Annotated in this window: 28 protein-coding genes and 4 tRNA genes; 23 read left to right on the top strand and 9 right to left on the bottom strand. The window is 58.1% G+C overall.

Going from position 1 to position 24970, the window contains the following annotated elements; translation table 11 throughout:
• Window positions 1–287: 287 nt before the first annotated feature.
• The 3 genes from HKD21_RS06150 to HKD21_RS06140 form a co-directional block, all read right to left on the bottom strand.
• Window positions 288–968 carry a hypothetical protein gene (locus tag HKD21_RS06150; RefSeq protein ID WP_228121034.1) on the bottom strand — a complete coding sequence of 227 codons (681 nt, stop codon included), beginning with the start codon at window positions 966–968 and terminating at the stop codon, window positions 288–290.
• A gap of 61 nt (window positions 969–1029) precedes the next feature.
• The gene (locus HKD21_RS06145) at window positions 1030–1272 is read right to left on the bottom strand and encodes a helix-turn-helix transcriptional regulator (RefSeq protein WP_194254701.1); all 243 of its coding nucleotides are present in this window, start codon (window positions 1270–1272) and stop codon (window positions 1030–1032) included.
• A 427-nt stretch (window positions 1273–1699) separates the two neighbouring features.
• Window positions 1700–1789 (bottom strand) — tRNA-Ser (locus HKD21_RS06140).
• Window positions 1790–2007: 218 nt separating this feature from the next.
• On the opposite strand from HKD21_RS06140, the gene HKD21_RS06135 reads away from it, so the two are divergent.
• The 12 genes from HKD21_RS06135 to HKD21_RS06080 all read left to right on the top strand — a co-directional run bounded on the left by HKD21_RS06135 (window position 2008) and on the right by HKD21_RS06080 (window position 13650).
• Window positions 2008–2535, top strand: a complete 528-nt coding sequence (locus tag HKD21_RS06135) for a Spy/CpxP family protein refolding chaperone (RefSeq protein WP_228121032.1) — start codon at window positions 2008–2010, stop codon at window positions 2533–2535.
• A gap of 130 nt (window positions 2536–2665) precedes the next feature.
• Entirely contained in the window at window positions 2666–4093 is a 1428-nt protein-coding gene (ffh, locus tag HKD21_RS06130) for a signal recognition particle protein (protein ID WP_194254700.1), read from the top strand.
• Between the two features lie 43 nt (window positions 4094–4136).
• A complete protein-coding gene (gene rpsP / locus HKD21_RS06125) occupies window positions 4137–4481 on the top strand; it encodes a 30S ribosomal protein S16 (RefSeq protein ID WP_194254699.1) in 345 nt (114 codons plus the stop codon).
• 28 nt (window positions 4482–4509) lie between these two features.
• A complete protein-coding gene (rimM, locus tag HKD21_RS06120; RefSeq protein WP_099286542.1) occupies window positions 4510–5052 on the top strand; it encodes a ribosome maturation factor RimM in 543 nt (180 codons plus the stop codon).
• The gene (gene trmD, locus HKD21_RS06115; RefSeq protein WP_062109737.1) at window positions 5049–5753 is read left to right on the top strand and encodes a tRNA (guanosine(37)-N1)-methyltransferase TrmD; all 705 of its coding nucleotides are present in this window, start codon (window positions 5049–5051) and stop codon (window positions 5751–5753) included. The genes rimM and trmD overlap by 4 nt, the downstream gene beginning before the upstream one ends.
• A gap of 24 nt (window positions 5754–5777) precedes the next feature.
• Window positions 5778–6170, top strand: coding sequence for a 50S ribosomal protein L19 (rplS, locus tag HKD21_RS06110; RefSeq protein WP_041110658.1), 393 nt, complete (start codon window positions 5778–5780; stop codon window positions 6168–6170).
• 21 nt (window positions 6171–6191) lie between these two features.
• Entirely contained in the window at window positions 6192–7619 is a 1428-nt protein-coding gene (gene leuC, locus HKD21_RS06105) for a 3-isopropylmalate dehydratase large subunit (protein ID WP_194254698.1), read from the top strand.
• Window positions 7619–8245, top strand: a complete 627-nt coding sequence (gene leuD, locus HKD21_RS06100; protein ID WP_194254697.1) for a 3-isopropylmalate dehydratase small subunit — start codon at window positions 7619–7621, stop codon at window positions 8243–8245. Before leuC ends, leuD begins: the two co-directional genes overlap by 1 nt.
• Window positions 8242–9351 (top strand): 3-isopropylmalate dehydrogenase, encoded by a 1110-nt coding sequence (leuB, locus tag HKD21_RS06095; protein ID WP_194254696.1) that lies wholly within the window; start codon window positions 8242–8244, stop codon window positions 9349–9351. The genes leuD and leuB overlap by 4 nt, the downstream gene beginning before the upstream one ends.
• A gap of 145 nt (window positions 9352–9496) precedes the next feature.
• Window positions 9497–10699 carry a pyridoxal phosphate-dependent aminotransferase gene (locus tag HKD21_RS06090; RefSeq protein ID WP_194254695.1) on the top strand — a complete coding sequence of 401 codons (1203 nt, stop codon included), beginning with the start codon at window positions 9497–9499 and terminating at the stop codon, window positions 10697–10699.
• The gene (locus HKD21_RS06085) at window positions 10696–11907 is read left to right on the top strand and encodes a pyridoxal phosphate-dependent aminotransferase (RefSeq protein WP_194254694.1); all 1212 of its coding nucleotides are present in this window, start codon (window positions 10696–10698) and stop codon (window positions 11905–11907) included. The genes HKD21_RS06090 and HKD21_RS06085 overlap by 4 nt, the downstream gene beginning before the upstream one ends.
• Window positions 11908–11961: 54 nt before the next feature.
• Complete coding sequence (locus tag HKD21_RS06080) at window positions 11962–13650, top strand: M3 family oligoendopeptidase (RefSeq protein WP_194254693.1); 1689 nt, start codon at window positions 11962–11964, stop codon at window positions 13648–13650.
• A gap of 42 nt (window positions 13651–13692) precedes the next feature.
• Here HKD21_RS06080 and HKD21_RS06075 read toward each other — a convergent pair whose 3' ends face one another.
• Window positions 13693–14211 carry a TlpA family protein disulfide reductase gene (locus HKD21_RS06075; RefSeq protein ID WP_228121030.1) on the bottom strand — a complete coding sequence of 173 codons (519 nt, stop codon included), beginning with the start codon at window positions 14209–14211 and terminating at the stop codon, window positions 13693–13695.
• 89 nt (window positions 14212–14300) lie between these two features.
• Here HKD21_RS06075 and HKD21_RS06070 point away from each other — a divergent pair, with 89 nt between their 5' ends.
• Entirely contained in the window at window positions 14301–14633 is a 333-nt protein-coding gene (locus tag HKD21_RS06070) for a hypothetical protein (protein WP_194254691.1), read from the top strand.
• On the opposite strand, the gene HKD21_RS06065 is transcribed toward HKD21_RS06070, so the two are convergent.
• Window positions 14614–15048: a DUF423 domain-containing protein gene (locus tag HKD21_RS06065; RefSeq protein WP_194254690.1), complete on the bottom strand. Its 435-nt coding sequence runs from the start codon at window positions 15046–15048 to the stop codon at window positions 14614–14616. The two genes, HKD21_RS06070 and HKD21_RS06065, sit on opposite strands and share 20 nt — an antisense overlap.
• Before the next feature lie 115 nt (window positions 15049–15163).
• On the opposite strand from HKD21_RS06065, the gene HKD21_RS06060 reads away from it, so the two are divergent.
• The 3 genes from HKD21_RS06060 (at window position 15164) to HKD21_RS06050 (ending at window position 17125) form a co-directional block, all read left to right on the top strand.
• On the top strand, window positions 15164–15754 hold the full coding sequence (locus tag HKD21_RS06060; RefSeq protein ID WP_194254689.1) for a DUF4142 domain-containing protein: 591 nt from the start codon (window positions 15164–15166) through the stop codon (window positions 15752–15754).
• A gap of 26 nt (window positions 15755–15780) precedes the next feature.
• Window positions 15781–16353 carry a cob(I)yrinic acid a,c-diamide adenosyltransferase gene (locus HKD21_RS06055; RefSeq protein WP_194254688.1) on the top strand — a complete coding sequence of 191 codons (573 nt, stop codon included), beginning with the start codon at window positions 15781–15783 and terminating at the stop codon, window positions 16351–16353.
• A gap of 214 nt (window positions 16354–16567) precedes the next feature.
• A complete protein-coding gene (locus HKD21_RS06050; protein WP_194254687.1) occupies window positions 16568–17125 on the top strand; it encodes a coiled-coil domain-containing protein in 558 nt (185 codons plus the stop codon).
• Between the two features lie 18 nt (window positions 17126–17143).
• Here HKD21_RS06050 and HKD21_RS06045 read toward each other — a convergent pair whose 3' ends face one another.
• Both HKD21_RS06045 and HKD21_RS06040 read right to left on the bottom strand, forming a co-directional pair.
• A complete protein-coding gene (locus HKD21_RS06045) occupies window positions 17144–19027 on the bottom strand; it encodes an OPT family oligopeptide transporter (protein WP_194254686.1) in 1884 nt (627 codons plus the stop codon).
• 87 nt (window positions 19028–19114) lie between these two features.
• A complete protein-coding gene (locus HKD21_RS06040; protein ID WP_194254685.1) occupies window positions 19115–19708 on the bottom strand; it encodes a hypothetical protein in 594 nt (197 codons plus the stop codon).
• A 114-nt stretch (window positions 19709–19822) separates the two neighbouring features.
• Between HKD21_RS06040 and ispH the strand changes: the two genes are divergently transcribed.
• From ispH to HKD21_RS06020, 4 genes are all read left to right on the top strand, one after another.
• Window positions 19823–20833, top strand: a complete 1011-nt coding sequence (gene ispH / locus HKD21_RS06035; RefSeq protein WP_194254684.1) for a 4-hydroxy-3-methylbut-2-enyl diphosphate reductase — start codon at window positions 19823–19825, stop codon at window positions 20831–20833.
• Between the two features lie 6 nt (window positions 20834–20839).
• The gene (locus tag HKD21_RS06030; RefSeq protein ID WP_194254683.1) at window positions 20840–21790 is read left to right on the top strand and encodes a homoserine kinase; all 951 of its coding nucleotides are present in this window, start codon (window positions 20840–20842) and stop codon (window positions 21788–21790) included.
• Window positions 21783–22235 (top strand): ribonuclease HI, encoded by a 453-nt coding sequence (rnhA, locus tag HKD21_RS06025; protein ID WP_194254682.1) that lies wholly within the window; start codon window positions 21783–21785, stop codon window positions 22233–22235. The genes HKD21_RS06030 and rnhA overlap by 8 nt, the downstream gene beginning before the upstream one ends.
• 110 nt (window positions 22236–22345) lie before the next feature.
• Window positions 22346–22421: transfer RNA gene (locus HKD21_RS06020), tRNA-Asn, on the top strand.
• A 70-nt stretch (window positions 22422–22491) separates the two neighbouring features.
• On the opposite strand, the gene HKD21_RS06015 is transcribed toward HKD21_RS06020, so the two are convergent.
• On the bottom strand, window positions 22492–23718 hold the full coding sequence (locus tag HKD21_RS06015; RefSeq protein WP_194254681.1) for an MFS transporter: 1227 nt from the start codon (window positions 23716–23718) through the stop codon (window positions 22492–22494).
• 70 nt (window positions 23719–23788) lie between these two features.
• On the opposite strand from HKD21_RS06015, the gene gpt reads away from it, so the two are divergent.
• The 3 genes from gpt to HKD21_RS06000 all read left to right on the top strand — a co-directional run bounded on the left by gpt (window position 23789) and on the right by HKD21_RS06000 (window position 24515).
• Window positions 23789–24295 (top strand): xanthine phosphoribosyltransferase, encoded by a 507-nt coding sequence (gene gpt / locus HKD21_RS06010; protein WP_194254680.1) that lies wholly within the window; start codon window positions 23789–23791, stop codon window positions 24293–24295.
• 49 nt (window positions 24296–24344) lie between these two features.
• Window positions 24345–24421, top strand: a tRNA-Pro gene (locus tag HKD21_RS06005).
• Window positions 24422–24438: 17 nt separating this feature from the next.
• Window positions 24439–24515: transfer RNA gene (locus HKD21_RS06000), tRNA-Arg, on the top strand.
• Between the two features lie 43 nt (window positions 24516–24558).
• On the opposite strand, the gene HKD21_RS05995 is transcribed toward HKD21_RS06000, so the two are convergent.
• Window positions 24559–24969 (bottom strand): Ivy family c-type lysozyme inhibitor, encoded by a 411-nt coding sequence (locus HKD21_RS05995; protein ID WP_194254679.1) that lies wholly within the window; start codon window positions 24967–24969, stop codon window positions 24559–24561.
• Window position 24970 lies beyond the last annotated feature (1 nt).

The raw sequence follows: 24970 nt of genomic DNA, 5'->3' as shown, positions 1-24970 counted from the left end.
CGACCCTACCACTGGCCTGGTAAAATGCGGCCAAATCGAAGGGTGCTGTCAGGTAGCGGACGGCCCGCTTCTGAGGACCGAAATTTGACCGCTGAATGTCTTAGATGAATCGGTAGGCGCCATGAACCTGAGTGCTGCGAATGGCGACTTTCGGCTATTGCTTCCCGATAACTGACATTCCGCTCGCCCCCCATATGCGACAACTTGGGATGTCAGATGCTGCTCCAACGGTGGTCGTGAGGCTACGGCTCGTCACCGCACATTGGGACTTGCAAATTTACTACACCTCAAAGAGACGTCACCTCTTGATCCCATCGGGAATTGTTTCGGTCTCTTGTTGGAAAATCAGGAGGTGCTATCCAACGCCGGGCCTGTGCCGTGCGATGCCGTTTCCAGCCAAGATCCCTCAAAGCGCGAGCAAGACGGACCTGCTCATCGGATCGGATTGGTCTTTTATAAAAGAGAACGTGCTCTGCAATTATATTGAGTGGCAGACCTGCCTTCCGGTATTCGTCATAAACTTGGATCATCCGGCCTGACGTCAGCTGCGGCAGGAGGTCATCCAGTGTCAATGCATCAGACCAGGATGATGCCCGAGCAAACAGCAATTCCATGACTGCATCTAAAGCTGCCCAAAGTTTTACTCCCCCAATCCTTGCATAGTCCAATTTCAGCGTTAGCCTTTCTATAACCTGCTCGATTTTTCTATCCGAAAAATTTGGGGTCGTCATACGGACACTAAACCAGTCTTCGGTGACATAAGAAGGCACATTACAATGAACGGATTTACAAATTTCTGATAGAGAGCCTATGCATGTCCGGAAAGATGCTGCTACGTAAATGTTGCCCGTGGGGCCTCTGAAGATATTCGTGAGAAGCCAGTAAAAAAAGTCTTGAGCAACTTTTTTTACTTCGAGGAAGCCCCAAGGAGCGTCCCAAGAAAATTCTTTTTCGGCGACATCAAACATCGGTTCGACTTTCAGTATTAAGGCGGGATTTGCAGGGACCTTCCCTTGAGGGGCAAGATGACTAGAAATCCGGTCCCAAGGGCACCGGCGCAGGTGCCTGAAAGCCGACATCGTCGCGACGCACGAGATGCTCGACGTCGCGTAGCCGAAAGAGCGTCCGACGCGGTCCAATCTTGTAGCGCTGCAGAACCCCAGCGGCGACATACCGATCAATCGTGGAGAGAGAGACACAAAGCCGTATCGCAGCCTCGCGACGGCTTATGAAAAAGTCACCCGAGGGACGACTTGGTAGTGTAGAATCCATGATACGCTCATCCAACCATGCCCCTTGCGGGGCTCACGATGACACCTGGTTCGCTGGTTTTTTGGGCGTTCAAGATTCTGCAAAATTACTGCTTCGATCAGAGGCAGGTCGTGCACTTCCCTTGTGGAAGTCTTCTGTAACGTGGTGTCAACTAACGAAAGAACGTTAGCTGAACACGGGCGACGATTTCAAGATATTTCTGAGCGAAGTTTCGCGGAGTGCTGCTTCAGGCGCGGCCTCAGATTATCTGGATGCCTCTGAGAAACACAGGATTTCAGTCAGCAAGTCGCATCGATACATTTACAGGACGACGCATATCGCGTCCGGGCGCCGCAGGGTGACGCATTTTCTAAGATGGGACCTAAGGTGGGATAGATTTTGATAAATCAGATAACTCTCTGGAAATTCTGGGAGTTTTTGATTTATCTGGCGGAGAGGGTGGGATTCGAACCCACGGTACGCTTCCACGCACGGCGGTTTTCAAGACCGCTGCCTTAAACCACTCGGCCACCTCTCCATCCGGCAGGCTTCATTTCTGAAGGAGTCTGTTCGGATCTGGATGCTTCATGCGACGGGAAACATTTTCCGTCAAGTCGCCGTGTTACATATACCCTATGCCCTTACTTTTTGAAACGGAGGAGGGGGAACTCAGCAACATTGAAGCGTGCCATCTAGAACGTCATGGAGGCGCCCCGTGCGTTTCCGGCTGCCATAACCTCCAAGGATATGACGTCCATGACGATCCTTCGCCCTACTGCCTTACTTCCCGCCATGGTGGCTCTGGGCCTGATGGGAACTCCTCTTCTGGCCTCGGCACAAGCGCATCATGTGTCCGGCTGGGTTCAGCCGTCTCTGGGAGGCCCGCGTGGTGCTCCCGGCCATATGATGCCTCCTGTTCCTCCTGGCGTTACGCTGACGGCGGATCAAAAAACAAAGCTTAAGGCCATTTTTGAGAAGGCTCATCAGGACGAGCGCGCGCTTCGTCTCGAAGGGCGGGCTATCGAGGAGAAAATCCACGATGCTCTCAGTTCTGTCGGGGATCTGGATCGTGCAACACTCACGGATCTGAATGGACAGGAGAATGAGCTCAAGGCCAAAGTCTCCGCGCTCCATCTCGAAACCATGGAACAGCTTCATGATCTACTGACGCCCGCACAGCGCCAGCAGGGTAAGGAGACCATGACCAAGCTCAAGGCGCTTCATGAACAGATGAAGGCTCTGATGGGGCACCCGCCAGAGGGTGAACCGGACGATATGCCCTGAAAAACTGAGGTTTCTGCGTCTATCGCTTGACGCTTCGGCTGCAAGGGAATAGACAGACTCTGTTTCCGGACACGCCACCTCGCGAAGACTCGCGCAGTGGCGTGTTTCTGTTTGCTTTTAAGGTGACCCGTTGTTCGATCAACTCTCAGGCAAGATGTCCGGTGTCCTCGAAGGGCTTTCCAAGAACGGGAAGCTCTCGGAGGCTGATGTCACCGAGGCCATGCGTGAAGTGCGTCTCGCCATGCTGGAGGCAGACGTTGCTCTGCCTGTGGTGCGGGACTTCGTCAACAAGGTTCGCGAGCGGTCTGTTGGGCAGGAAGTGCTGGAAAGCGTTTCTCCTGGTCAGGCTGTCGCCAAGATCGTCAACGATGCCCTGATCGACGCATTGGGCGGGGCAGGGGCGGTTCCGCTGAACCTGTCCGCCAATCCGCCGGTTCCAGTGCTGATGGTGGGTCTGCAGGGTTCGGGTAAGACGACGACCTCCGGCAAGATCGCCCTGCGCCTGTCCGGTCGTGAGAACAAGAAAGTCCTTCTCGCCAGCCTTGATGTCCAGCGTCCGGCCGCGCAGCTCCAGCTTCAGCAGCTGGCTGAGCGCGTCAACGCCCAGACGGGTCGCGTTCAGGCTCTGCCGATCATTGCCGGACAGTCGCCTGTCCAGATCGCAAAGCGTGCGCTCGAGACCGGTCGTCTCGAAGGTTATGACGTCGTTATTCTCGATACGGCAGGCCGTCTGTCCATCGACGAAGCGCTGATGGATGAAGTGCGGGAAATCCGCACGCTCACCAAGCCTGCCGAGACATTGCTGGTCGTTGATGCGATGACCGGTCAGGACGCCGTCAACACCGCGAAGGCCTTCAACGAAGCTGTTGGCATCACTGGCGTCGTCATGAGCCGGATGGACGGTGACGCCCGCGGAGGCGCGGCCCTGTCCATGAAGGCCATCACGGGCGCGCCGATCAAGCTGACCGGTTCGGGTGAGAACCTCGAAGCGCTTGAAGAATTCCATCCCGAGCGTGTTGCAGGCCGTATTCTCGGTCTGGGGGACGTTGCCGGGCTGGTGGAACGTGCTGCCGAAACCCTCGATCACGAGGAAGGTGAGCGCGTTGCCAAGAAGATGCTCGCGGGCAAGTTCGATCTGGATGACTATGTGTCCCAGATCAACCAGATCAACCGCATGGGCTCGATTTCCGGCATTCTCGGCATGATGCCGGGAATGGGAAAGATCAAGGATATGCTGGGTGACAAGGAGCTCGATACGTCGATCTTCAAGCGTCACAAGGCCATCATTTCCTCGATGACGAAGCAGGAGCGCAAGACGCCGGAGATCATCAAGGCGTCCCGCAAAAAGCGCATTGCAGCAGGCTCGGGAACCACGGTTCCGGAGATCAACCGTCTGCTCAAACAGTTCAACGACATGTCCACCATGATGAAACGCATCAGCAAGATGGGCCTTGGTGGCCTGATGCGTGGCATGGGTGGTGCAGGAGGTCTGGCGGATCTGATGAAGGGCATGGGTGGCCCCGGGGGTAAACCCGGTGGACGGCCGCCTTTCGCCTGATCTGTCCCGTTTTTTTACAAGTTCTGTCTCTCAGGAGTATTTCATGAGCCTCAAGATCCGTCTTGCACGTGCAGGTGCCAAGAAGCGTCCCTACTACCACATCGTTGTTGCTGACAGCCGCAGCCCGCGCGATGGCCGTTTCATCGAGAAGGTTGGTTCCTACAACCCGATGCTGCCGGCTGATCACGCCGACCGTATCCGTCTGGTTGACGAGCGCATCAAGCACTGGCTGTCCAACGGCGCCCTCGCCACGGACCGTGTCGCCCGTTTCCTCGGTAATGCAGGCCTGGCTCCGAAGCCGACCTACAACGAGCAGCCCAAGCAGTCCGCTCCGAAGGCGAAGGCTCAGGAACGCGCCAAGGCTGCTGCTGCCGCTGTTGCGGCCTGATTGAGCTGCTTTTCAGGAAGCCCGAGACGTGCCCCGCTTCAACCCTGACAGCGATGTCCTGATTGCCACCGTCGGTCGTCCGCACGGTGTCCGCGGTCTGGTGCATCTTCATGCTGCCACAGATGATCCGGCTTCGGTCGAGACGCTGGGCGTGCTGCATGACGGGCAGGGCAGGGCATGGACGGCACGCTGGATTTCGGCTGGCGTGGCTGCACTGACGGATGCCGAAGGCCAGGATCTCCCTGACCGTACGGCCGCCGAACGTCTGGTCAATGCCAAGCTGTATGTTCCGCGCACCGTTCTTCCGGAAACCGAAGACGACGAATTCTATCATGCCGATCTGATCGGTATGACGGCTGTCTCGGAAGACGGAGATATTCTCGGGACGGTATCGGTCGTTCACGATTACGGCGCAGGCGTCAGCCTCGAAGTGGATCGTGGTCTGATCGTGCCCTTCACGCTGGCCTGCGTGCCGCGCGTTGATCTCGCGAAACGGGAAGTGACCCTTGTCCCTCCTGTTGAAGTCGAGGTCGAGGGGGATCTCTCTGGCGAGGTCCAGGTGCGGGCATGAGCTGGCGCGCGGACATCCTGACCCTTTTCCCCGACATGTTTCCGGGGCCGCTGGGGTTCTCCCTTGCGGGTCGGGCGCTGGAGCGGGGGATCTGGTCCTGTGAGGCGCATGATCTGCGCCAGCATGGACTGGGACGCCACCGGGCCGTGGACGACACGCCTTTTGGTGGCGGAGCCGGCATGGTGATGCGGGCGGACGTTCTGGATACGGCTCTCTCGGCGCTTCCCGCGCTGGACGGTCGTCCGGTCGTCTACCCGACACCACGGGGCAAGCGCATGTCGCATGAAGATGCGGAGCGTCTGTCATCCGGGCCAGGGGTCGTTGTTCTCTGCGGTCGTTTCGAAGGCGTGGACGAGCGCGTTCTGGAAAAGCACGATATCGAACAGCTTTGCATGGGCGATGTCGTACTGTCAGGTGGAGAAATTCCCGCCCTGACTCTTCTGGATGCGTGCGTACGGCTCCTTCCCGGCGTTATGGGATCAGATGTCAGCGGTCAGGACGAGAGCTTTGCTGAGGGGCTTCTTGAATATCCACAATATACCAAGCCGGCAGTGTGGGACGGGCGGGACGTGCCCGACATTCTTCTCTCCGGCAACCATGGTGCCATCGCCCGCTGGCGCCATGAACAGTCAATCGCCGTCACGAAGGCGCGCCGCCCGGACCTCTGGGATGCGTATCTGGCACGACAGCAGGTCCATTGAAGTTTTGTTTTCAGGAGTTTGGTCATGAACATTATCCAGCAGTATGAGGCGCGCGAAATCGAGCGTCTTTCCGGCGTCCGCGCTGTTCCCGAGTTCATTGCAGGTGACACGGTCCGCGTTGGCGTCCGCGTTGTCGAAGGCACGCGTGAGCGTGTTCAGAGCTTCGAAGGCGTTGTCATCGCCCGTTCCAACAAGGGTCTGAACAGCAACTTCACGGTTCGCAAGATCTCCAACGGTGAAGGCGTGGAGCGCGTGTTCCCGCTGTACGCACCGTCAATCGCCAGCATCGAAGTTGTGCGTCGTGGTAAAGTCCGTCGCGCGAAGCTGTATTACCTGCGCGGCCGTTCGGGCAAGTCCGCCCGTATTGCCGAGCGTCCCCGCGATCTGCCGAAGGCTGACAGCAAGGCCGCTTCCTAAACCGTCCGGAGTAGAGACAGGATGCCCGTTACCAATTCGTCCAGAACCCTTTTTGACAAGATCTGGGACGACCATGTCGTCGAACGCCTCGAAGACGGGACGTGCATCCTCTACATCGACCGGCACCTCGTCCATGAGGTGACAAGCCCGCAGGCCTTTGAAGGTCTGCGGCTGTCCGGGCGCCGCGTGCGTCGTCCGGATGCCACGGTGGCCGTGGTGGACCACAACGTTCCCACGTCCGACCGTTCCAAGCCAATCGAGGAGCCGCAGAGCCGTCTCCAGATCGAAACGCTTGAGAAGAATGTTGCCGAATTCGGCATCCCCTATTTCCCGCTGCGTTCCGCCTCTCAGGGGATCGTGCACGTCGTCGGGCCGGAACAGGGCATTTCCCTGCCGGGCATGACGATCGTCTGCGGTGACAGTCATACCTCCACGCATGGCGCCCTTGGTTCTCTTGCATTCGGGATCGGGACGTCCGAAGTCGAGCATGTGCTCGCGACGCAGACGATCCTGCAGAAACCCGCGAAGAACATGCGCGTCTCCGTTGAAGGCAAGGTCGGTCCGGGCGTAACGGCCAAGGACATCATGCTGGCCATCATCGGGCGCATTGGCACCGCTGGTGGCACTGGCCATGTCATTGAATTTGCAGGATCTGCAATCCGTGATCTGGACATGGCAGGGCGTATGACGCTATGCAACATGTCCATCGAAGCCGGTGCACGTGCAGGGCTGGTGGCGCCTGACGAGACAACCTTCGCTTATGTAAAGGGCCGTCCGTTCGCGCCGAAGGATGAAGCGTTCGAGCAGGCTTGTGAGTACTGGCGCAGTCTGGCGTCTGACGAAGGCGCCTATTTCGACACGGAAGTCACGCTCGCCGCTGAAGAGATCATCCCGTCCGTCACATGGGGTACCAGCCCGCAGGATGTGCTGCCGATCGATGGTTCCGTGCCGTCCCCGTCAGACGTTGCCGATCCGGCCCGTGCAGCCCAGATCCAGCGTGCTCTGGATTATATGGGGCTTGAGGCTGGGCAGAAAATCGCTGGAACGCCAGTGGATGTCGTGTTTATCGGCTCCTGCACGAACAGCCGTCTGGAAGATCTGCGCGCTGCTGCGGATGTGGTGCGCGGACGACATGTTGCCGAGGGTGTTCGGGCCATGATTGTTCCCGGCTCCGGTCTGGTGAAGCATGCCGCTGAAGGCGAAGGGCTGGACAAGGTGTTCCTTGATGCCGGTTTTGAGTGGCGTGAGGCTGGTTGCTCGATGTGTCTGGGGATGAATCCGGACCGTCTGACGCCGGGCCAGCGTTGCGCGTCAACCTCCAACCGCAATTTCGAGGGGCGTCAGGGACCTGAGGGCCGGACGCATCTCTGCTCGCCTGCCATGGCGGCAGCGGCAGCTGTGACGGGGCGTCTGTGCGATGTGCGTGAACTGGTGAAGGAGACCGTCTGATGGACAAGTTCACGGAACTGACCGCCATTGCGGCGCCCATGCCGACCGAGAATATTGATACGGACCAGATCATTCCGGCCCGCTTTCTCAAAACCATCCAGCGGACTGGTCTGGGAAAAAGTGCCTTCGCGGCCCAGCGCTATGACGCCGATGGTAACGAAAAGCCGGATTTCGTGCTCAATCAGGACCCATACCGGCACGCCGAAATCCTGATTACTTACGACAATCTGGGATGTGGCTCCTCGCGTGAACATGCCCCTTGGGCGCTGCTGGATTTCGGAATCCGCTGTGTGATCGCACCCAGCTTTGCCGACATCTTTTTCAATAACTGCTTCAAGAACGGTATCCTGCCGATCCCGCTGCCGCGCCAGATCTGCGACGAACTGATGGACGATGCGCGTCAGGGTTCGAATTCACGTCTGACGGTGGATCTGGAGCGTCAGGTGATCGTGCGTCCGAATGGCGAGACTATCCCGTTCGAAGTTGATCCGTTCCGGCGTCACATGTTGCTCGAAGGGCTGGACGATATCGGACAAACCATGGCCCATGATGCCGAAATCAGCAGCTTCGAACATCGTCCAGCCCGCGCATGGGTGCCGTCAATTACCATAGGGACTGTGAAATGAGCGACGCACACAAACTTCTGGTTCTGGCCGGAGACGGAATCGGTCCGGAAGTCATGCGCGAAGTTGCGCGGATCGTGCATTGGATGAGTGCGCATCGCGGACTGAAGCTTGAAATCACGGAAGAACTCGTTGGCGCAGTGTCGCTTGCGGTGCACGGCGTGCCGATCCGCGATGAGGTTGTTGAACTGGCCCGCCAGTCTGATGCGGTTCTGTTTGGCTCGGTGGGTGATCCGGCCTGGAGCCATGTTGGCTTTGACAAGCGTCCGGAAGTGGCAATCCTCAAGCTCCGCAAGGAACTCGAATTGTTCGCCAATCTGCGTCCGGCCAAGCTGTTCGATGCACTGATTGAGGCCTCCGCGCTGAAGCCGGAAGTGGTGCGCGGACTTGACCTGATGATTGTTCGCGAGACGGTCGGGGGCATCTATTTTGGTGAACCGCGTGGGATCGAGACGCTGCCAGATGGTTCACGTCGCGGCATCAATACGGAAGTTTACACGACGTCCGAAATCGAGCGTGTGGCGCGCGTGGCGTTCGATCTGGCCCGCAAGCGCGACAACTGCGTATGCTCGGTCGAGAAGTGCAATGTCATGGAAAGCGGCCTCCTGTGGAAGGAAGTCGTAACCGACATTCACAAGCGCGAATATTCCGACGTCCAGCTTTCGCACATGTTGGCTGATAACTGCGCGATGCAGCTTGTGCGTGACCCGAACCAGTTCGATGTCATCGTGACGGGCAATCTGTTCGGAGACATCCTGTCCGATCTGGCATCGATGCTGACCGGCTCACTCGGCATGCTGCCGTCTGCAACGCTTGGCCCGGTTCGCGCCGATGGCAAACGCAATGCGCTGTATGAACCGATCCATGGCAGCGCGCCGGACATCGCAGGCAAGGGGATCGCCAATCCGCTGGCCCAGATCCTGTCTTTCGCCATGCTGCTGCGGTATTCGCTCAATCGCGCCGAGGATGCGGATCTGATTGAAACGGCTGTGTCCAATGTTCTGGCTACAGGTCTGCGAACGGGGGATATCATGTCCCCCGGCATGGCTCGCGTTGGAACGGAAATGATGGGCCAAGCGGTTCTTCGCGAGATGGAAAAGCTGGCCTGACCTTGGTATAGGGTTTGTCCGGCAAAGATTTAGGCGCCTTCCTCGGGGAAGGCGCCTTTTTTGTTGATTGGAGCACGGCTACCTGTGGTCAAAACTGATGGAACGTGCCTAGAATCGCTCCATCAAAATGATCCGGAAGCCTGTCATGTCCTTTATTGCCGACCGTCTGAACCGTATTCTCCCCAGTCAGACGATTGCCGTGACCCAGAAAGCCCGTGCCCTGAAGGCAGAGGGCCGTGATATCATTAGCCTTTCTGCGGGTGAGCCGGACTTTGATACTCCCGACTTCATCAAGCGTGCGGCAATTCGGGCGATTGAGGCCGGTAAGACAAAATATACGGATGTTCCGGGCACGCTCGAACTGCGCAAGGCCGTCGCGGCCCGTCTGAACGCTGATTTCGATCTGGATTACAAGGCAGAGGAAATCTGCGTTTCTACGGGTGGCAAGCAGGTTATTTACAATGTCATGGTCTCGACCCTGAATGCGGGCGATGAGGTCATCATTCCAGCTCCCGCCTGGGTGTCTTATCCCGACATCGTAACGCTGGCCGATGGAACACCTGTCATTATCCAGACGGCCCCTGAAAATGGTTTTCGCCTGACGGCAGAACAGCTTCGTGCAGCCATCACCCCTCGCACGAAATGGCTTTGCCTCAACTCGCCATGCAATCCAACAGGGGCAGCGTATGACGAGGTAGCCCTGAAGGAATTGACGGAGGTCCTGCTGGACTATCCGGATATCTGGATCCTGACGGACGATATGTACGCCAAGCTCCTGTATGATGGCGCTGTTGCCAAGACCGTTGTGCAGGTCGAGCCGCGTCTGCGCTCCCGGACCGTGACTATGAATGGTGTGTCCAAGGCCTATGCCATGACAGGCTGGCGGATCGGATTTGCCGCAGCACCAGTGGAGCTTACAAAACAGCTCATCAAACTGCAGGGGCAGAGCACGAGCAATCCCTGTTCCATCGCGCAGGCAGCAGCGCAGGAAGCCGTATCCGGCCCGCAGGATTTTATTTCGGAAATGGTGGCGGTCTATCAGGAGCGGCGCAATCTTGTGATCGGGATGCTCAATGATGCTCCGGGCCTGAGTTGCGCTCTCCCTGAAGGGGCGTTCTATGCTTTTCCGTCCATCGCTGGCGTGCTGGGCAAAACCAGCAAGGGTGGTCGCTTGATTGATAGTGACGAGGCTTTTGTAACGGCTCTTCTGGAAGAAACCGGCGTTGCGGCCGTGCATGGAACGGCGTTTCTTACACCGGGATATTTCCGGATTTCCTATGCCACCAGCACGGAACTGCTGATTGAAGCTTGCACCCGTATCCAGAAGTTTTGTCAGGGCCTTTCATGAGTTTTACCGTCGCATCACGCCTTGCGGATCTGCCACGTCCTGCAACGATCGCCATGGCTGCCCGCGCCCGTGAACTGAGGGCGCAGGGCGCGGATGTCATTTCGCTCGCTCTGGGACAGCCGGATTTTCCGTCACCGCCAGAGGCGATTGAAGCTGCCTATGCAGCCGCGAAGGCCGGGGATACAGGTTATCCACCGATCCCCGGACAGAAACCGCTGATCGATGCCATCATTCGCAAGTTCAGGCGTGATAACGATCTGGACGTTGCGTCCAGTCGGATCATGGTTGCGAATGGCGGCAAGCAGATTATTTTCAATGCGCTGATGGCGTCGCTGGAAGCCGGTGACGAGGTCATCATTCCTGCGCCGTACTGGGTGAGTTATCCACTGATCACCCGGATGCTGGGTGGGGTTCCGGTCGAAATCCGCTGCCGGGAAGAGGACGGCTTTCGCCCGGACCCGGAAGCCATACGAGAGGCGATTACGCCGCGTACGAAATGGCTGGTTCTGAATTTCCCGAACAACCCGACCGGTGCCATTCTGGAGCGGCAGGATCTTGAAGCCATCGCAGATGTGCTGCGTCAGGCGCCGCATGTTCTCGTGATGAGCGACGAGATCTATGAACATCTGACGTTCGACGACCGCAAACACCTCTCCCTGCTGAATGTCGCGCCTGATCTTGCGGATCGGATTTTGATCGTGAACGGTATGGCGAAAGCCTACGCCATGACGGGATGGCGCGTCGGGTTTGCCTGCGGTCCGGTGCCATTGATTCAGGCCATGGTTGCGGTGCAGGGCAATTCCACGTCGGGTGTTTGTACGCTCGCACAAGCCGGATCGGTGGCGGCTCTTGATGGAGATGCCGACGGAGTTGCACACATGCTGGCGACGTATGAGCGTCGCCGGGCACTGGTCGTCAACGCCTTGCAGAAGGTCCCTGGACTGACCTGCGTCATGCCGGAAGGGGCGTTTTATGCCTATCCGGGTGTCGCGGCCCTGATCGGTAGCACATCCGGGCAGGGGCGTCTTCTGGAGACGGATGTGGCGTTTGCGGAAGCTCTTCTCGAAGAAGCGCATGTCGCGACCGTTCCGGGTTCGGCCTTTGGATACAGTCCTTATCTGCGGCTGTCTTTTGCTGCGTCTGATGAACAGCTGGCAGAAGCCTGCCATCGTATTACCCAGTTTGTCAGCGCTATTAGGCCCGACTGATAGGGGCAGAGGCAGGGCATGGACGCAGAAGCGGGGGAATGTCAGAATTGAAGCATGACGAAGACAATCCCTCCCTTTTCCGAACTGTCTTTCCCCCGGCCTGACGAGAACTCGCTCAAGGCGCGCTACCATGCCATCGCATCGCTGCTTGATGCCGGGGACCGCGTCGAGGCCTTGGAGGCTTTTGATGCCGTCCGGCGCGAGTATGAATCCTGGGCCTCGCATGTGCATCTTCAATTCTCGCGCAATACGCAGGATGAGGCCGCCAAGGCGGATCGGGATTATGCGGATCGGTTATCTCCGGTCGCGACTGATCATGAGGTGACGGTCAAGAAGCGCCTGTTGGCCGATCCTGACCGCGATGGCCTTGAAGCCATCGTAACACCTCACGTGGTACGGCTCTGGGAAGCTGACACGACCACGTTCGATCCGCGCATCAGTACGGATCTGGAAGAGGAAGCGCGTCTTTCAGGGGAATACACGGCCCTTCTGGCGGCCGCGAAAATTTCTTTCGATGGGAAGACCCTGAACCTGTCGAGGCTGGTGCCTTACCTTCAGGGTATGGATCGGGATGTTCGTCATGCAGCTGAAAAGGCGCGCTGGGATTTTTTCGACCAGAACGGCGCTGAACTGGATGCCCTTTACGGCAAGCTGGTCGCTCTGCGCGACCGAATGGCGAAAACTCTTGGTTTTGAGAACTATATCGAGCTCGGTTATCGCCGGATGCGTCGAACGGATTATGGCCCTGAGCAGGTCGCAGCCTTTCGCGAGAAGGTTCTGGCGTATGTCACGCCCCTGATCAGCGCGCTTATGGAGCGCCGTCGTCTGAAAATGGGCTGGGACAAGGCGATGGCGTGGGATGAAGCCCTGATCGACCTTCAGGGCAATCCAGAGCCTGCTGGTGATCATGACCTGCTGGTGGCGCGTGCTGAAAGCATGTTTCGCGACCTCGACCCCTCGGGGGAAATGGCGGATTTTTACGTCCAGATGCGCGATCTTGGGTATCTCGATCTGAAAAACCGAGACGGCAAGGCGGGGGGCGGGTTTTGCACGTCTTTTCCAACGGTTGGAACGCCGTATATTTTCGCCAATTTCAATGGCACCCATAACGATATCGGCGTTTTCACCCATGAAATGGGCCATGCGTTCCAGAACTGGAAAAGCCGTGACCTGCCGTGGATCGATCAGCTTTGGCCGACCATGGAAGCCGCGGAAATTCATTCCATGGGCCTTGAGTTCCTGAGCTGGCCGCAGATTGGGGAACTGGTCGAGGACGGTGCGGCAGAACGCTATCGGCGGATGCATCTGATTGATGCGCTGTCGTTCTTTCCTTATGGCGTGTGTGTGGATCACTTCCAGCACGAGATCTATGCCCATCCTGACATGACGCCGGAAGAACGACACCAGACATGGCAGCGGCTTGAAAAACTCTACATGCCGTGGCGTGACTGGGGCGACTTGGCCTATCCGGCAAAGGGTGGCCGTTGGCAGGCCCAGCTCCATATTTACCGGCTGCCGTTCTATTATATCGACTATGCGCTGGCACAGTGCTGTGCGCTGCAACTCTGGCTGGGGTCGCGTCTGGATCGGGAAGGGACGCTGGAAATCTACCGCAGGCTCTGCGCCGAAGGTGGGTCGAAACCGTTCGCGCAACTCGTGTCCGAAGCGGGACTGACTTCTCCGTTTGAAGCAGATGTTCTGGCGGAAGTCGTCCATGAAGCCGAGCAGGTGCTCGCGCTCTGAGGATATAGTAAGGATCCGGGAAAAAGCCGGATCCTCAAGGACTTATCCGCGTTTGTTCCAATCGGAAATGAGGTCAAGAACAGCCTGCGGTGACATGCTGCGAGCGTTGCCAAGCGCCTTGGAGCCGTCGCCGTTCAGGGCATGACCTTCAGGCGTGACGATGATGACGGTCGGGACGGCCTTGATGGTCACGCCATAGCGTTCCGCCAGATCGAGATTGGTGTTGATGCGCCCGACATTGACCGGTACCACCACGAACTGGCTGTCCAGCCAGCGCGCTGCGTCGGGCAGTGCAAAAATACCGCTGAGCATTTTGCTGTCCGGGCACCAGTTTCCGCCGAAATCGAGCAGAACCTTGCGATGCGTCTTCTGTGCGAGCGCGAAGGCCTGTTCTACCTGCTCGTGCGCTACGGACGTATCAGGATAGGGCGCTGCTACGGGCGGTGCGGATGTTTCGGTCAGTTGTGGCGCGGGGACTACTGGTGTTGTGGATGCGGCATGTGCCGGAAGGGTTGCAGTCAGCGCCAGACCAAGGCCGGCGGCAAGAAGGGAACGGTTCATGAAAAAGGCTTTCATTGATGTTGTCCTCTGCATGCCATAACGCAGAATGACAGGAACAGATGATTAAAGCCCAATTTTCAGGAAAGGTCATGCGTTTGAAAAAAGCACCACCCCGCCCGCAAGTCGCGTCTCCGCGTGAAGTCAGTGTTATGGAAACCCTGATCCGGACTGCGATCCTCGTAGGGTTAACGCTTGCCTTTGCGTCGGTCTTCCGTTTCTGGCAGCCAGCCATCAAAGTTGCGCAGCACACAGCTGGAACGTCTGCCTGGCAGGAACTTTACAGTCTGTTTCATATCGACTCAGGGGTCGGACGCGAACAGCTGATCCTGACCGGAATCATGCTTGTCTGTTTTCTGCTGGCGCTTGTCGTCCAGTCCGTCGGATTCCTGGTCTTTCGGAAACTCAGAAAAAACCGGGCCTGACTTTCAGGGCCGAAATGGCTGCCAGACACCACGCAATCATGAGCATCGTCCCGCCATAAGGCGCGATCCGTCCGACTGATACCGGACCCAGCTTCAGGTCAAACAACGCCAGCAGGGTGACGGGCACGCAGAACAGAACAATGCCGATCGCCATGCATAGACACGCCGTGCGGATCAGCCGCGGCGACAGGCGTGCGGCGTTCAGAGAAAGAAGGCCGAGCCCAAGTGCATGCCACATCTGGATTTCCACTGCGGAATGCAGCATGGCCCTGCCGCCCGGAACGGCAAACAGCCGGTCCGGCAGGTGGGCGGACAAAGCCCCGAGCATGACGCCCGATGCTGCGGACAGGGCAGCGAAAATGAAACTGCCTCGGAGCAGATCGGGCGTGCCGGGGCGGATGGGGTTTGCGGACATGCCGTGAATGTATCATGTGTTGTCTGAACAGCGAATGAGAGACTGTCATGAGTGCATTGTCAGTCTGTCGCGGCCTGTCTTTTCGGGGCAGGCGCGTTTGAAAAAGGAAGCTTCGATGACTGTTTCGTATCTCCGTCTGTGTCTGTCCGCGGGCCTTCTGGCCGGGCTTGCCGCCTGTAACGCCCCCGATGCCCCGCCTGCGCCCGCGCTGCCGAGCGTCGCTTCGACTTACAAGCTGACGACGGCAGATGCGGCTTTCATCCAGCAGATCGATGAGATGGATCAGACCCAGATCGCCATTGCAACGCTCGCCGTGACCCATAGCAACAGTGACGTTGTCAAGGCATTTGCCTCGACCGTTCAGGGTGATCACACGACCAATCAGAAAGCCGTCGCCAAGATCGCCTCCGACGCCAACCTGACGGTCGCCGCCAAGATTGACGCGGCCGATCAGGATCATGTCGATTCGTTTTCCCATCTTTATGGTGCTGCATTTGATCGTATGTTCCTGCGGGATATCGTCAGCATCCGCACACCGGATCTGAGCAAGGCCATCGCGACGGCTCAGGCTTCGGGTGGTACGCCGGACATCAAGACGCTCGCTACCGACACGGACAAGATGTTGACGGATCATACATCCCGCGCCCGTGATCTGATGGGCGATCGCAGCATCGGTCATCACGCAAAGCACAAAAGAAGCCACTAAGACCAGCGTGGAGGGTTGGACAGGTTATGACGATCCGCATCGATAAGATCGTGACACGGGGTGGAGACGGGGGGGAGACGTCTCTTGGGGACGGCACACGCGTTCCCAAGTCTTCAGACCGGATCGAGGCGATGGGGACTGTTGATGAACTGAATGCCCAACTGGGAGTTTTGTGCTGTTCCATGGTGCAGGACTCCCGGATGGCTGATCTTGTAGACGAAATCCGTCAGATCCAGTCCTGCCTGTTCGATCTTGGTGCCGATCTGTGCCTGCCGGACCTTGAGCGCACCCCTAGTCTGCCTTCGGAAGCCATTCTATGGCTGGAAGACCGGCTGGAGGGTCTGCGTCGTTACCAGCAGGAACTCAGAAGCTTCGTGTTGCCGGGCGGCAGTCCCGTTGCAGCTCAGGCACATCTTGCCAGAACCGTTGCGCGCCGGGCCGAGCGGCGTGTAGCGCTACTGGAGCAGAGGCCGGTAGATGGGCTTCGTTTTTTAAACAGATTGTCCGATTACTTCTTTGTTCTTGCGCGTCACGCCAACAATCATGGTGAAACGGATATTCTCTGGTCGCCAGGGCGTTGGCATGAGAAGAAAATATAAATAAACGCTTATTGCCCTGATGACAGAATATGCGTGAAGTGCTAGAAAATCCTCGTCAGAACGCTGGGGTTCTTCCAGTCGAGTCGACTTTTCATATCCTTGTCAGGACATGTTTCGGCTGAGCGGGTTTAAATCCGGTCAGCTTTTCTGCCTTTCGGCAGACCTGTTCTGCAGGGGAAAATCCATAAATATCATATTGGTTGAAGAATACAGAATGCAGGACGAGCATCAGGCTAACGAAGAAGACAAACTGAGACAGGCTCTTGCCCGTCTGGGTGCCGGGGCGTCCTCCCGTACTCCCAAATCCCGCCCCGTCCCGCCAACTGCCGAACGTCGCCGTCGCTTTGTACGAGACGGTCAGGTCGTGGTCGAACATCAAGGCGGTCGTGGAATTGCGGCGCGTAATCCTATTCAGGACGATCAGGAAGAAGTTGAGCGGCTGCGTCAGTCGGTCAAGCGTGAGCAGCGTCGGTGGGAAGAAGCCGAGCGGAGCCTTGCCGAAATTCGGACCCAGCTCAAGGCGTTTGAGACGCGCGAAGCTCATGCGAAAATTCAGATCAGCGAACTGAACCGCGAGCTGCGGGAAAATCAGGACACGATCCAGACGTTAAAAGCGTCCCTCCATCAGGCGCGAGAACAGGCCGCTGAAGCGGCACGCCGTACACCGCGTCCTGTTGGGCGTCCCCGTAAGGAGGTCGCTCCTGAAACGCCGGAGATGGTCAAGACCGAAATGTCCGAACAGGAGCCTGTGCAGTGGTGGGTAAAGGCCTGAACGCAGGCCTTTATTCATTTATTCTGAATGTCTGACCCGGCGTCCGAACCAGAGCAGAACACCACAGAAAACAGCCCATCCTAATCCGGCATTCCACAAGGCCGGAACGGGAAGCGCCAGTGTATCGGAGCTTCCCGTAGCGCCTGCCATCGTCGCGAGCGCCACGCCGATCAGACTTTCCCCGACAATAAAGCCTGAGGCGATCATCGTTCCCTGTTCTCTCGGGAAGCGGCGTAGAAGCCATCCAAGCCCCGCACCAATCCCGATGGTGACGGAGACATCTGCCGGGAGGTAGATACCCATCCCCACGGCCAAAGGCGGAAGAGCAAGGCTGCGTCGATGCAGCACAATATCCAGAACAACCAGCACCACGCCCAGAGCAGCTCCGATTTCCAGCATCAGCCAGTCGAGCTGATGCGTCAGGATACCGGTCGCAATGGCGGCCATTAGTGCAGGTTGTGGCGCGGCAAGCGCACGCGAAGGGTCCATATCCGTACGTGGCATGGCACCCACGAAACCATAGGCCTGATACAACACCTGTAGCACCCAGGGGATGACAACTGCGCCAACGGCACAGCCGATAAGCAGCGCAACTTCCTGCCTCCAAGGTGCTGCGCCGACGAGCTGGCCTGTCTTGAGGTCCTGAAGGTTATCGTTCGAAACAGCAGCCGAGGCAGTAATGGCGGAGAGGACGAACAGGCCGAACGCAATGGCAATCGGACGCTGCTCGACCGTCAGGATACCGCCGCTTTCCAGTCCCCAAAGGGCGACCGAAATGGCGATGATGGCGATAATTCCGACTCCGGATATCGGAGAGGATGACGACCCGATGATGCCAGCCATATAACCACAGGCGCTGGCGACCAGAAAACCCAGCCCGAAACAGGCGATCAACCCCAGAACGACTAGTGTTCCCAAAGCGCCGCCATGCGGCATGACAGGCCACAGGAAATAGCCGAACAGCGCAGCGAGCAGTATTGCAAGTCCTGCACACAGAGCGATCAGCGTCTTGGGTGACAGATCGCGGTCGCTGTCATCGCCGGTTGCCAGATGAGTGACGGAAAGCGCTTCTTTCAGTCCCTGCGCCACAGGACGTGCGAGCGCCAGCAGCGTCCAGACCGCTGCCACCGCAATGGTTCCGGCGCCGATGAAACGCACCTTGTGCAGCCAGAGGCCTGAAGCCTCGGCCAACGGTGTGGCTGAAGGCGCAAGGTGGCCCAGAACCGGGACCATGACGCCCCAGGCAAGAAACACGCCGAGCAGCATCGCAATGCCGCCGCCGATGCCGACCAGATAGCCGGTACCCAGCAGGGCCAGCGAAAAACTCCCGTTCAGACGGAACGCGGATGAGCCGACGACGGTGGCGGCAGAAAATCCATCTGACAGCAGACGTAGTCCGGATGTGGCAAACGCCACAGCCCCCGAGACAAGAGTGCCGAGGGTGAGGGATCTGAGGCTCCGGGCATCACCTTCCGGGGAGGAAGCGCGCAGGATTTCCGCACAGGCTGTGCCTTCGGGGTAGGGCAGATTGGAGTTACTCACGAGGGCCCGGCGCAGCGGGATGGTGAACACAACGCCCGTCATGCCCCCCGCCATCGTCAGCAGCAGCGTGATGACATACGGGAATTCATGCCAGTATCCGACCATGATAAGGGCCGGGAGTGCAGCAAATACGCAGGACAGAGTTCCGGCAGCGGAAGCCTGCGTCTGGACCATGTTGTTTTCCAGCATAGTCCCACCGCCCATGAGGCGCAGGACGGCCATCGAGATGATGGTGGCTGGAATGGACGATCCGAAAGTCAGGCCGATTTTCAGACCTAGATAAACGTTTGCTGCCGTAAAGACGACCGTGATGAGGGCTCCGAGAATAATCCCCCGGAGGGTCAGTTCGCGATTGTCCATGTATTTCTGTTCCGAAATGATGGCGGGCACAGCAAAACCCGCTGTGCCCGCATGCCGGGTCTGATGGTATCCGCCCCGGCGTATTTTTTACTGGGTGTGGCTGTGGAAAGCGACCGGGGCCAGATGCTCGCGGTTATACCCCAGTTCACCGTGCGTCAGCTGATACCCGATCTCCAGCGTATAAGGATTTTCCTGCGCCATGTTGTCAGTGGACGGAAGGTCGATCAGGCGCAGGTCCGTGCGGACAGACTGTGTGCTGACATTCGGCGGGAAGCGGAACGTGTCTGTGAAGACTTTCTTATCCACGATCTTGCCGTCCCGCATGATGACAATGAAATACGGAACGTCGATCGTGCCGCTGCTCGCCGCCGGGCCGCGGGTCAGGTTCATGGCAAGGCTCAGGCGTGTGCGGACCGTCTGATGGCCATGAGGTCCCTCGGGGCCACGTTCGCAGTCTCCGGACACGGAGGTGATCTGCGCATGGCTGACAAGGCTTCCGATATCCGCGCTCTTGCCGTCATAGACGAACTGGTCAGCTGCCGATCCCGGGATATCGAGCGCCGGACAGGCGGGGGCGAAGAAACTCTGGTTGGATTCGTCGCAGCCGGCCAGACTCGAAAGGGCCAGGAGGGCGAAAGCCGGAGCAAACAGGGGCGAGGCGAAGCGCCGGATGGCTGGCATCAGCTGAAGAAACTCCTACAAAGAGGCTCGGCAAAGAGGCCCGGACGTTGCGACGAGAGGCAATCCGGTCGATACTGGTCCTACATATCGAACTCCGCCCGCTTGGGGAACACCATGTCAGAACAGACGACTTTCGCTCCTGCCCGCACCGATGGTGTGGCCGCTCCTCCAACCCTTCGTGTCCTGCTCGCCGGTCCGCGTGGATTCTGTGCCGGTGTGGACCGCGCCATTCGTGTCGTAGAAGAAGCACTGCGTCGTTATGGCGCTCCGGTCTATGTTCGCCACGAGATTGTCCATAACCGGACGGTCGTAGAAGGACTTGAAGCCAAGGGTGCCATTTTCGTCGAAGAACTGGACGAGGTTCCTGAAGACGGACATGTCGTTTTTTCCGCTCATGGCGTTCCGAAATCCGTTCCCGCCGAGGCCCAGCGCCGCAACCTGCTTTATCTGGATGCGACCTGCCCGCTGGTGTCGAAGGTCCATCGTGAGGCCGAGCGTCACTTCGCGGGTGGCGGTCCGGACCAGCTCCATATCCTTATGATCGGTCATGCCGGACATCCTGAGGTTGTCGGCACAATGGGCCAGCTTCCGCCGGGTGCCGTCACGCTCATCAATGATGCGGAAGAGGCCCGGACGATCCAGCCGGAAGACCCTGCGAAACTGGCTTTCATCACGCAGACCACGCTGTCTGTCGATGATACGGCCGAAATCGTGGATATCCTGCGCTCACGCTTCCCGCTCATTGAGGGACCAAAGCGCGAAGACATCTGCTATGCGACGACCAACCGCCAGGAAGCCGTGAAGGCGATTGCGCCCGAGAGCGATCTGGTGATCGTGATCGGTTCTCCGAACTCGTCCAACTCGCAGCGCCTGCGCGAAGTGGCCGAGCGGTCGGGTGCGCGGCGCGCGCTTCTGGTGCCGAAGCTCGAAAATCTGGACTGGAGCGTCCTTGAAGGCGTGGAAACACTGGGCATCAGTGCCGGTGCGTCCGCTCCCGAGAGTCTCGTGCAGGAAATGGTGACGGCTCTGTCCGAGAAATATTCGCTCAAGATCGAAGAGCGGATTGTCAAGGAAGAGAACATCAACTTCCGACTGCCCGGTCCGCTGGCTGGCGAGGAAGACTAATTTCTCATGGCCGTCTATACGGAACTGGCGGCCGAGACGCTTGAAGCGTTTCTTGGCACTTACGCGATCGGCACTCTGGTCTCATTTCATGGCATCGCCGAGGGTGTCGAAAACAGCAATTTCCTCCTCCGTACGACGGAGGGAGATTTTATCCTTACGCTGTTCGAGCGTCGGGTGAATGCCAGTGAACTCCCATGGTTTCTGGGGCTTATGCAGCATCTTGCGGGCAGGGGGCTGAACTGCCCGCTTCCCGTATCAGACCGGAATGGAACCGCGCTGCGGACACTGGCAGACCGTTCAGCTGCCATCACGACATTCCTTCCCGGTGTTTCTGCCACACAGCTTGATGCGGGGTTGTGTCTGGAACTCGGCAAGGCTCTGGCCCGGATGCATATTGCAGGCGAGGGATATAGCGCCGTTCGTCCGAATGCGCTGTCTCCGGCGGCATGGGGGCCGCTGCTTGAAAGCTGTGGCGAGAGCGGAGACGCGTTGTCGCCTGGTTTGACGGCTGAAGTGCGGAATGCGCTTCAGCGGATCGAAAGTGCATGGCCACTCCCGGATGAACTGCCGCGCGGACAGATCCATGCGGACTTGTTCCCGGATAATGTTTTCTTCCAGAATGGGCAGGTTTCGGGCCTGATCGACTTCTATTTCGCCTGTACGGATTTTCTGGCCTACGATCTGGCGATCTGCCTGAATGCCTGGTGCTTCCGGGACGAAAAGACGTTTGCGCCATCATTCGCTGCGGCCATTCTTCAGGGTTATGAAAGCGTTCGTTCGCTGACCGAGGCCGAGAAGTCAGCACTTCCCCTTCTATGTCAGGGGGCTTCAATCCGTTTTTTGCTGACGCGCCTGTATGACTGGATCAACACTCCGGCCAACGCGCTCGTGACCCGTAAGGACCCGTTGGCCTATCTGGTGCGCCTGCGTCATTTCGCAGGTGTTGCCCATGTCTGAGACCTCTTCAGAACGGCCTCAGGTTGAAATCTGGACAGATGGCGGGTGCAAACCCAATCCTGGCCCCGGTGGCTGGGGTGCGCTTCTGGTCTTCCGGGGGCAGGAAAAAGAGCTTCTGGGTGGTCATCCGGAGACCACCAACAACCGTATGGAAATGACGGCTGCGGCCGAGGCGCTGGAGGCTCTGAAGCGCCCCTGCATCGTGACACTGCATACGGACAGCGAATATCTGCGGAACGGAATCACGCGGTGGCACACAGGCTGGGTACGCCGGAATTGGCGGAATGCAGCAGGGGACCCTGTTGCCAATATGGATCTGTGGCAGCGTATTCTGGAAGCTGCGAAGCCGCACGAGATTGAATGGCTCTGGGTCAAAGGGCATTCGGGCGACGAAAACAACGAACGCGTGGATCAGCTTGCAACGCGGGGGCGGGAAGAGCTCTGAAAAATGACTGTTTTTCTCAGGTCTTTGAAGAAAAACAGAAAAATCTCCAAAAAAAATTCATTTAGGGGCTTTACCGACCCCGCCCATTTGGCTACATACCACCTCGCCGGTCCCGAATAGCTCAGTTGGTAGAGCAAGCGACTGTTAATCGCTGGGTCGTAGGTTCGAGTCCTACTTCGGGAGCCAGCCTTTCTTTTGAAAAGCTGCTTCGGCCGCAACAAAAGCTCCCTTTCGGGAGCTTTTTGCGTTTCAGGACTTACTGTTCTTCGGGAAAGACGTCTTCCAGACGATCCAGCGCCCAGAGTCGCGGAAACACATGGGCCCACGCAGCCGCTACCAGAATAGTGCCGACGCCGCCTGCGATTACAGCTGCCTCAGCTCCGATTGCTGTTCCGAGCATACCGCTTTCAAATTCGCCAAGCTGGTTGCTGGACCCGATGAACAGCGTGTTCACGGCTGAAACACGTCCACGCATCGAATCCGGCGTTGCAAGCTGAATCAATGAGGAGCGAATCACGACGCTAATGACGTCAGCCGCCCCGAGGACCATCAGTGCGACAATCGAGAGCCAGACCGTGTGGGACGCGCCAAAGACAATCGTCGCTATGCCGAACACGACGACCGACACGAACATGACAGGGCCTGCACGGCCTTTGAGAGGATACCGTGACAGGCCCCAGGACATCAGAAGTGCACCAATCGCCGGAGCCGCACGAAGCAGGCCCAGTCCGACCGGGCCGACATGCAGGATGCCATCCGCATAAACCGGAAGCATGGCTGTTGCGCCTCCCAAGAGGACGGCGAACAGATCAAGCGTGATAGCCCCCAGCAGGTCACGGCGTCGGTTGAGAAAGGAGAGCCCTGCAAAAACCGAAGCGAATGTGATCGGTTCTTTCGGTGGGATGGTGTGCACCAGTTTCAGGGAGAATGTCCCTGAGAAAGCCACCGCGAACCCGAGGGTCGAGAGACTGTAACAAACGACTGGTCCGATACCGTAGAGTAGGCCGCCAAGGCTGGGGCCGACGATGGAGGCTGTCATAAAGAGTGAGGAAAGCAGCGCCTGTGCGCGGGGCAGAAGAGTCGGCGGTGCGATCGCGGGCAGAAACGCTTGCTGGCAGGGCATCTCAAAGCTGCGTAGAACGCCATAAAAGGCTGCGAACGCATAGATTCCGCCCGTCGTCAGGACGTGAAATGCGGCCGCCACGGCGAGAGCGGCCGTAGAGAGGATTTCGCAGATCTGACAGATGAGAACGATGGTGCGCCGGTTGAAGCGGTCCGCAACGTGCCCCGCGACGAATGTCAGAGGAATCATGGGCAGGAACTGTGCAAGACCCAGATAGCCCAGAGAGGCAATGTCATGCGTCAGCGCATAGATCTGCCATCCAATAGCGATCGTCATGGTAGTCGCGGAAAGCTGTGAGAAAATTCTTCCGACTATAAGAGCCGGAAGGCCGGGAAGGGTGCGCAGGGCCGGATCGATCATTGCAGCACTTTAGGCAATTCCGTCTCTCAAGTTTATTGCAAAATTGCGAGACGGAAGGCAGAGGAAGATCATGACAGCCAATCAGACTCCCCAAACCGTTCATTATGCGACCGTCACCTGGGACCAGCTCCATCGTGACGCGCGTCTTCTGGCCTCAACCCTCATGCAAAAGCATGGGCCTTTTCGCGGTATGGTCGCCATTACCCGTGGCGGCCTGATCCCCGCTGCCATTCTTGGTCGCGAAATGGGGTGCCGCCTGATCGAAAGCGTTTCGGTCATCAGCTATGCGGGCGAAGAAGGCACGCAGCACGAACCCAAGGTCGTCAAGCCGCCTGTCGCTGCGGGCGATGGCGAAGGCTTTCTGATCGTGGACGATCTCGTGGATTCGGGTGTAACGGCCCGGATCGTGCGTGAGCTGCTGCCCAAGGCAGTTTTTGCGTGCCTCTACGCAAAACCTGAGGGCAAACCCTTCACGGATCACTATGTGACGGAAGTCGCGCAGGACACTTGGGTGCTGTTTCCCTGGGATACGGCACCGCTTTTTGTGCCGCCGCTCGTAAGAAGCGAAGGCGAATAAAAAAACCCTCTTGCCTCGGCCGGCCAGACATCCTAGGTTCCGGCCGGTTCGGGGCGTGGCGCAGCCTGGTAGCGCGCTTGTTTTGGGTACAAGAGGCCCCCGGTTCGAGTCCGGGCGCCCCGACCAGTTAACGGCCAATTGATGCGCCCTTAGCTCAGATGGATAGAGCAACAGCCTTCTAAGCTGTGGGTCGATGGTTCGAATCCATCAGGGCGCACCAGCCATTCTAGAGAAAACGGCTGGCGCTTCATTTTCCTTTAAATTCAGTCTGCTGGATTATTATCCTGATAGGCTTTGAGAAGAACCTTCTGCATCTCGGCATCAGGCGCGCCCAGAAAATTCTGTTTCAGTGGCCCATCCCGTTTGATGCTCAACAGACCCCATGCTGCTGAATGGTCTTTCGCAAAAACAACTTCAAGCTGTTCTGCCGCACAGTCGTGCTGACGGCACATATGCCCCAGAAGATAAGACTTGCCCCCGAGGCTGAGATCGCTGACCGGCACGGATGTCGCATGTGCCGTCATCACCCATGACGGCAGTGTCACCATAGCCTGATAAGCCTGCCTGAACCCCTGTGTGTTCGCCAGATCCGCCGTTGTCGAAGGTGTCGCTGCCGAAGCGGTCTGGAATGCCGCGTATGCAAGCAGCACAGGAAGCAGTCTGGTTATATGCATG

This window comes from Gluconobacter cerevisiae (assembly GCF_015244675.1).
Taxonomy (GTDB): Bacteria; Pseudomonadota; Alphaproteobacteria; order Acetobacterales; family Acetobacteraceae; genus Gluconobacter; species Gluconobacter cerevisiae.
This window is presented reverse-complemented; position numbering and strand designations above follow the sequence as displayed.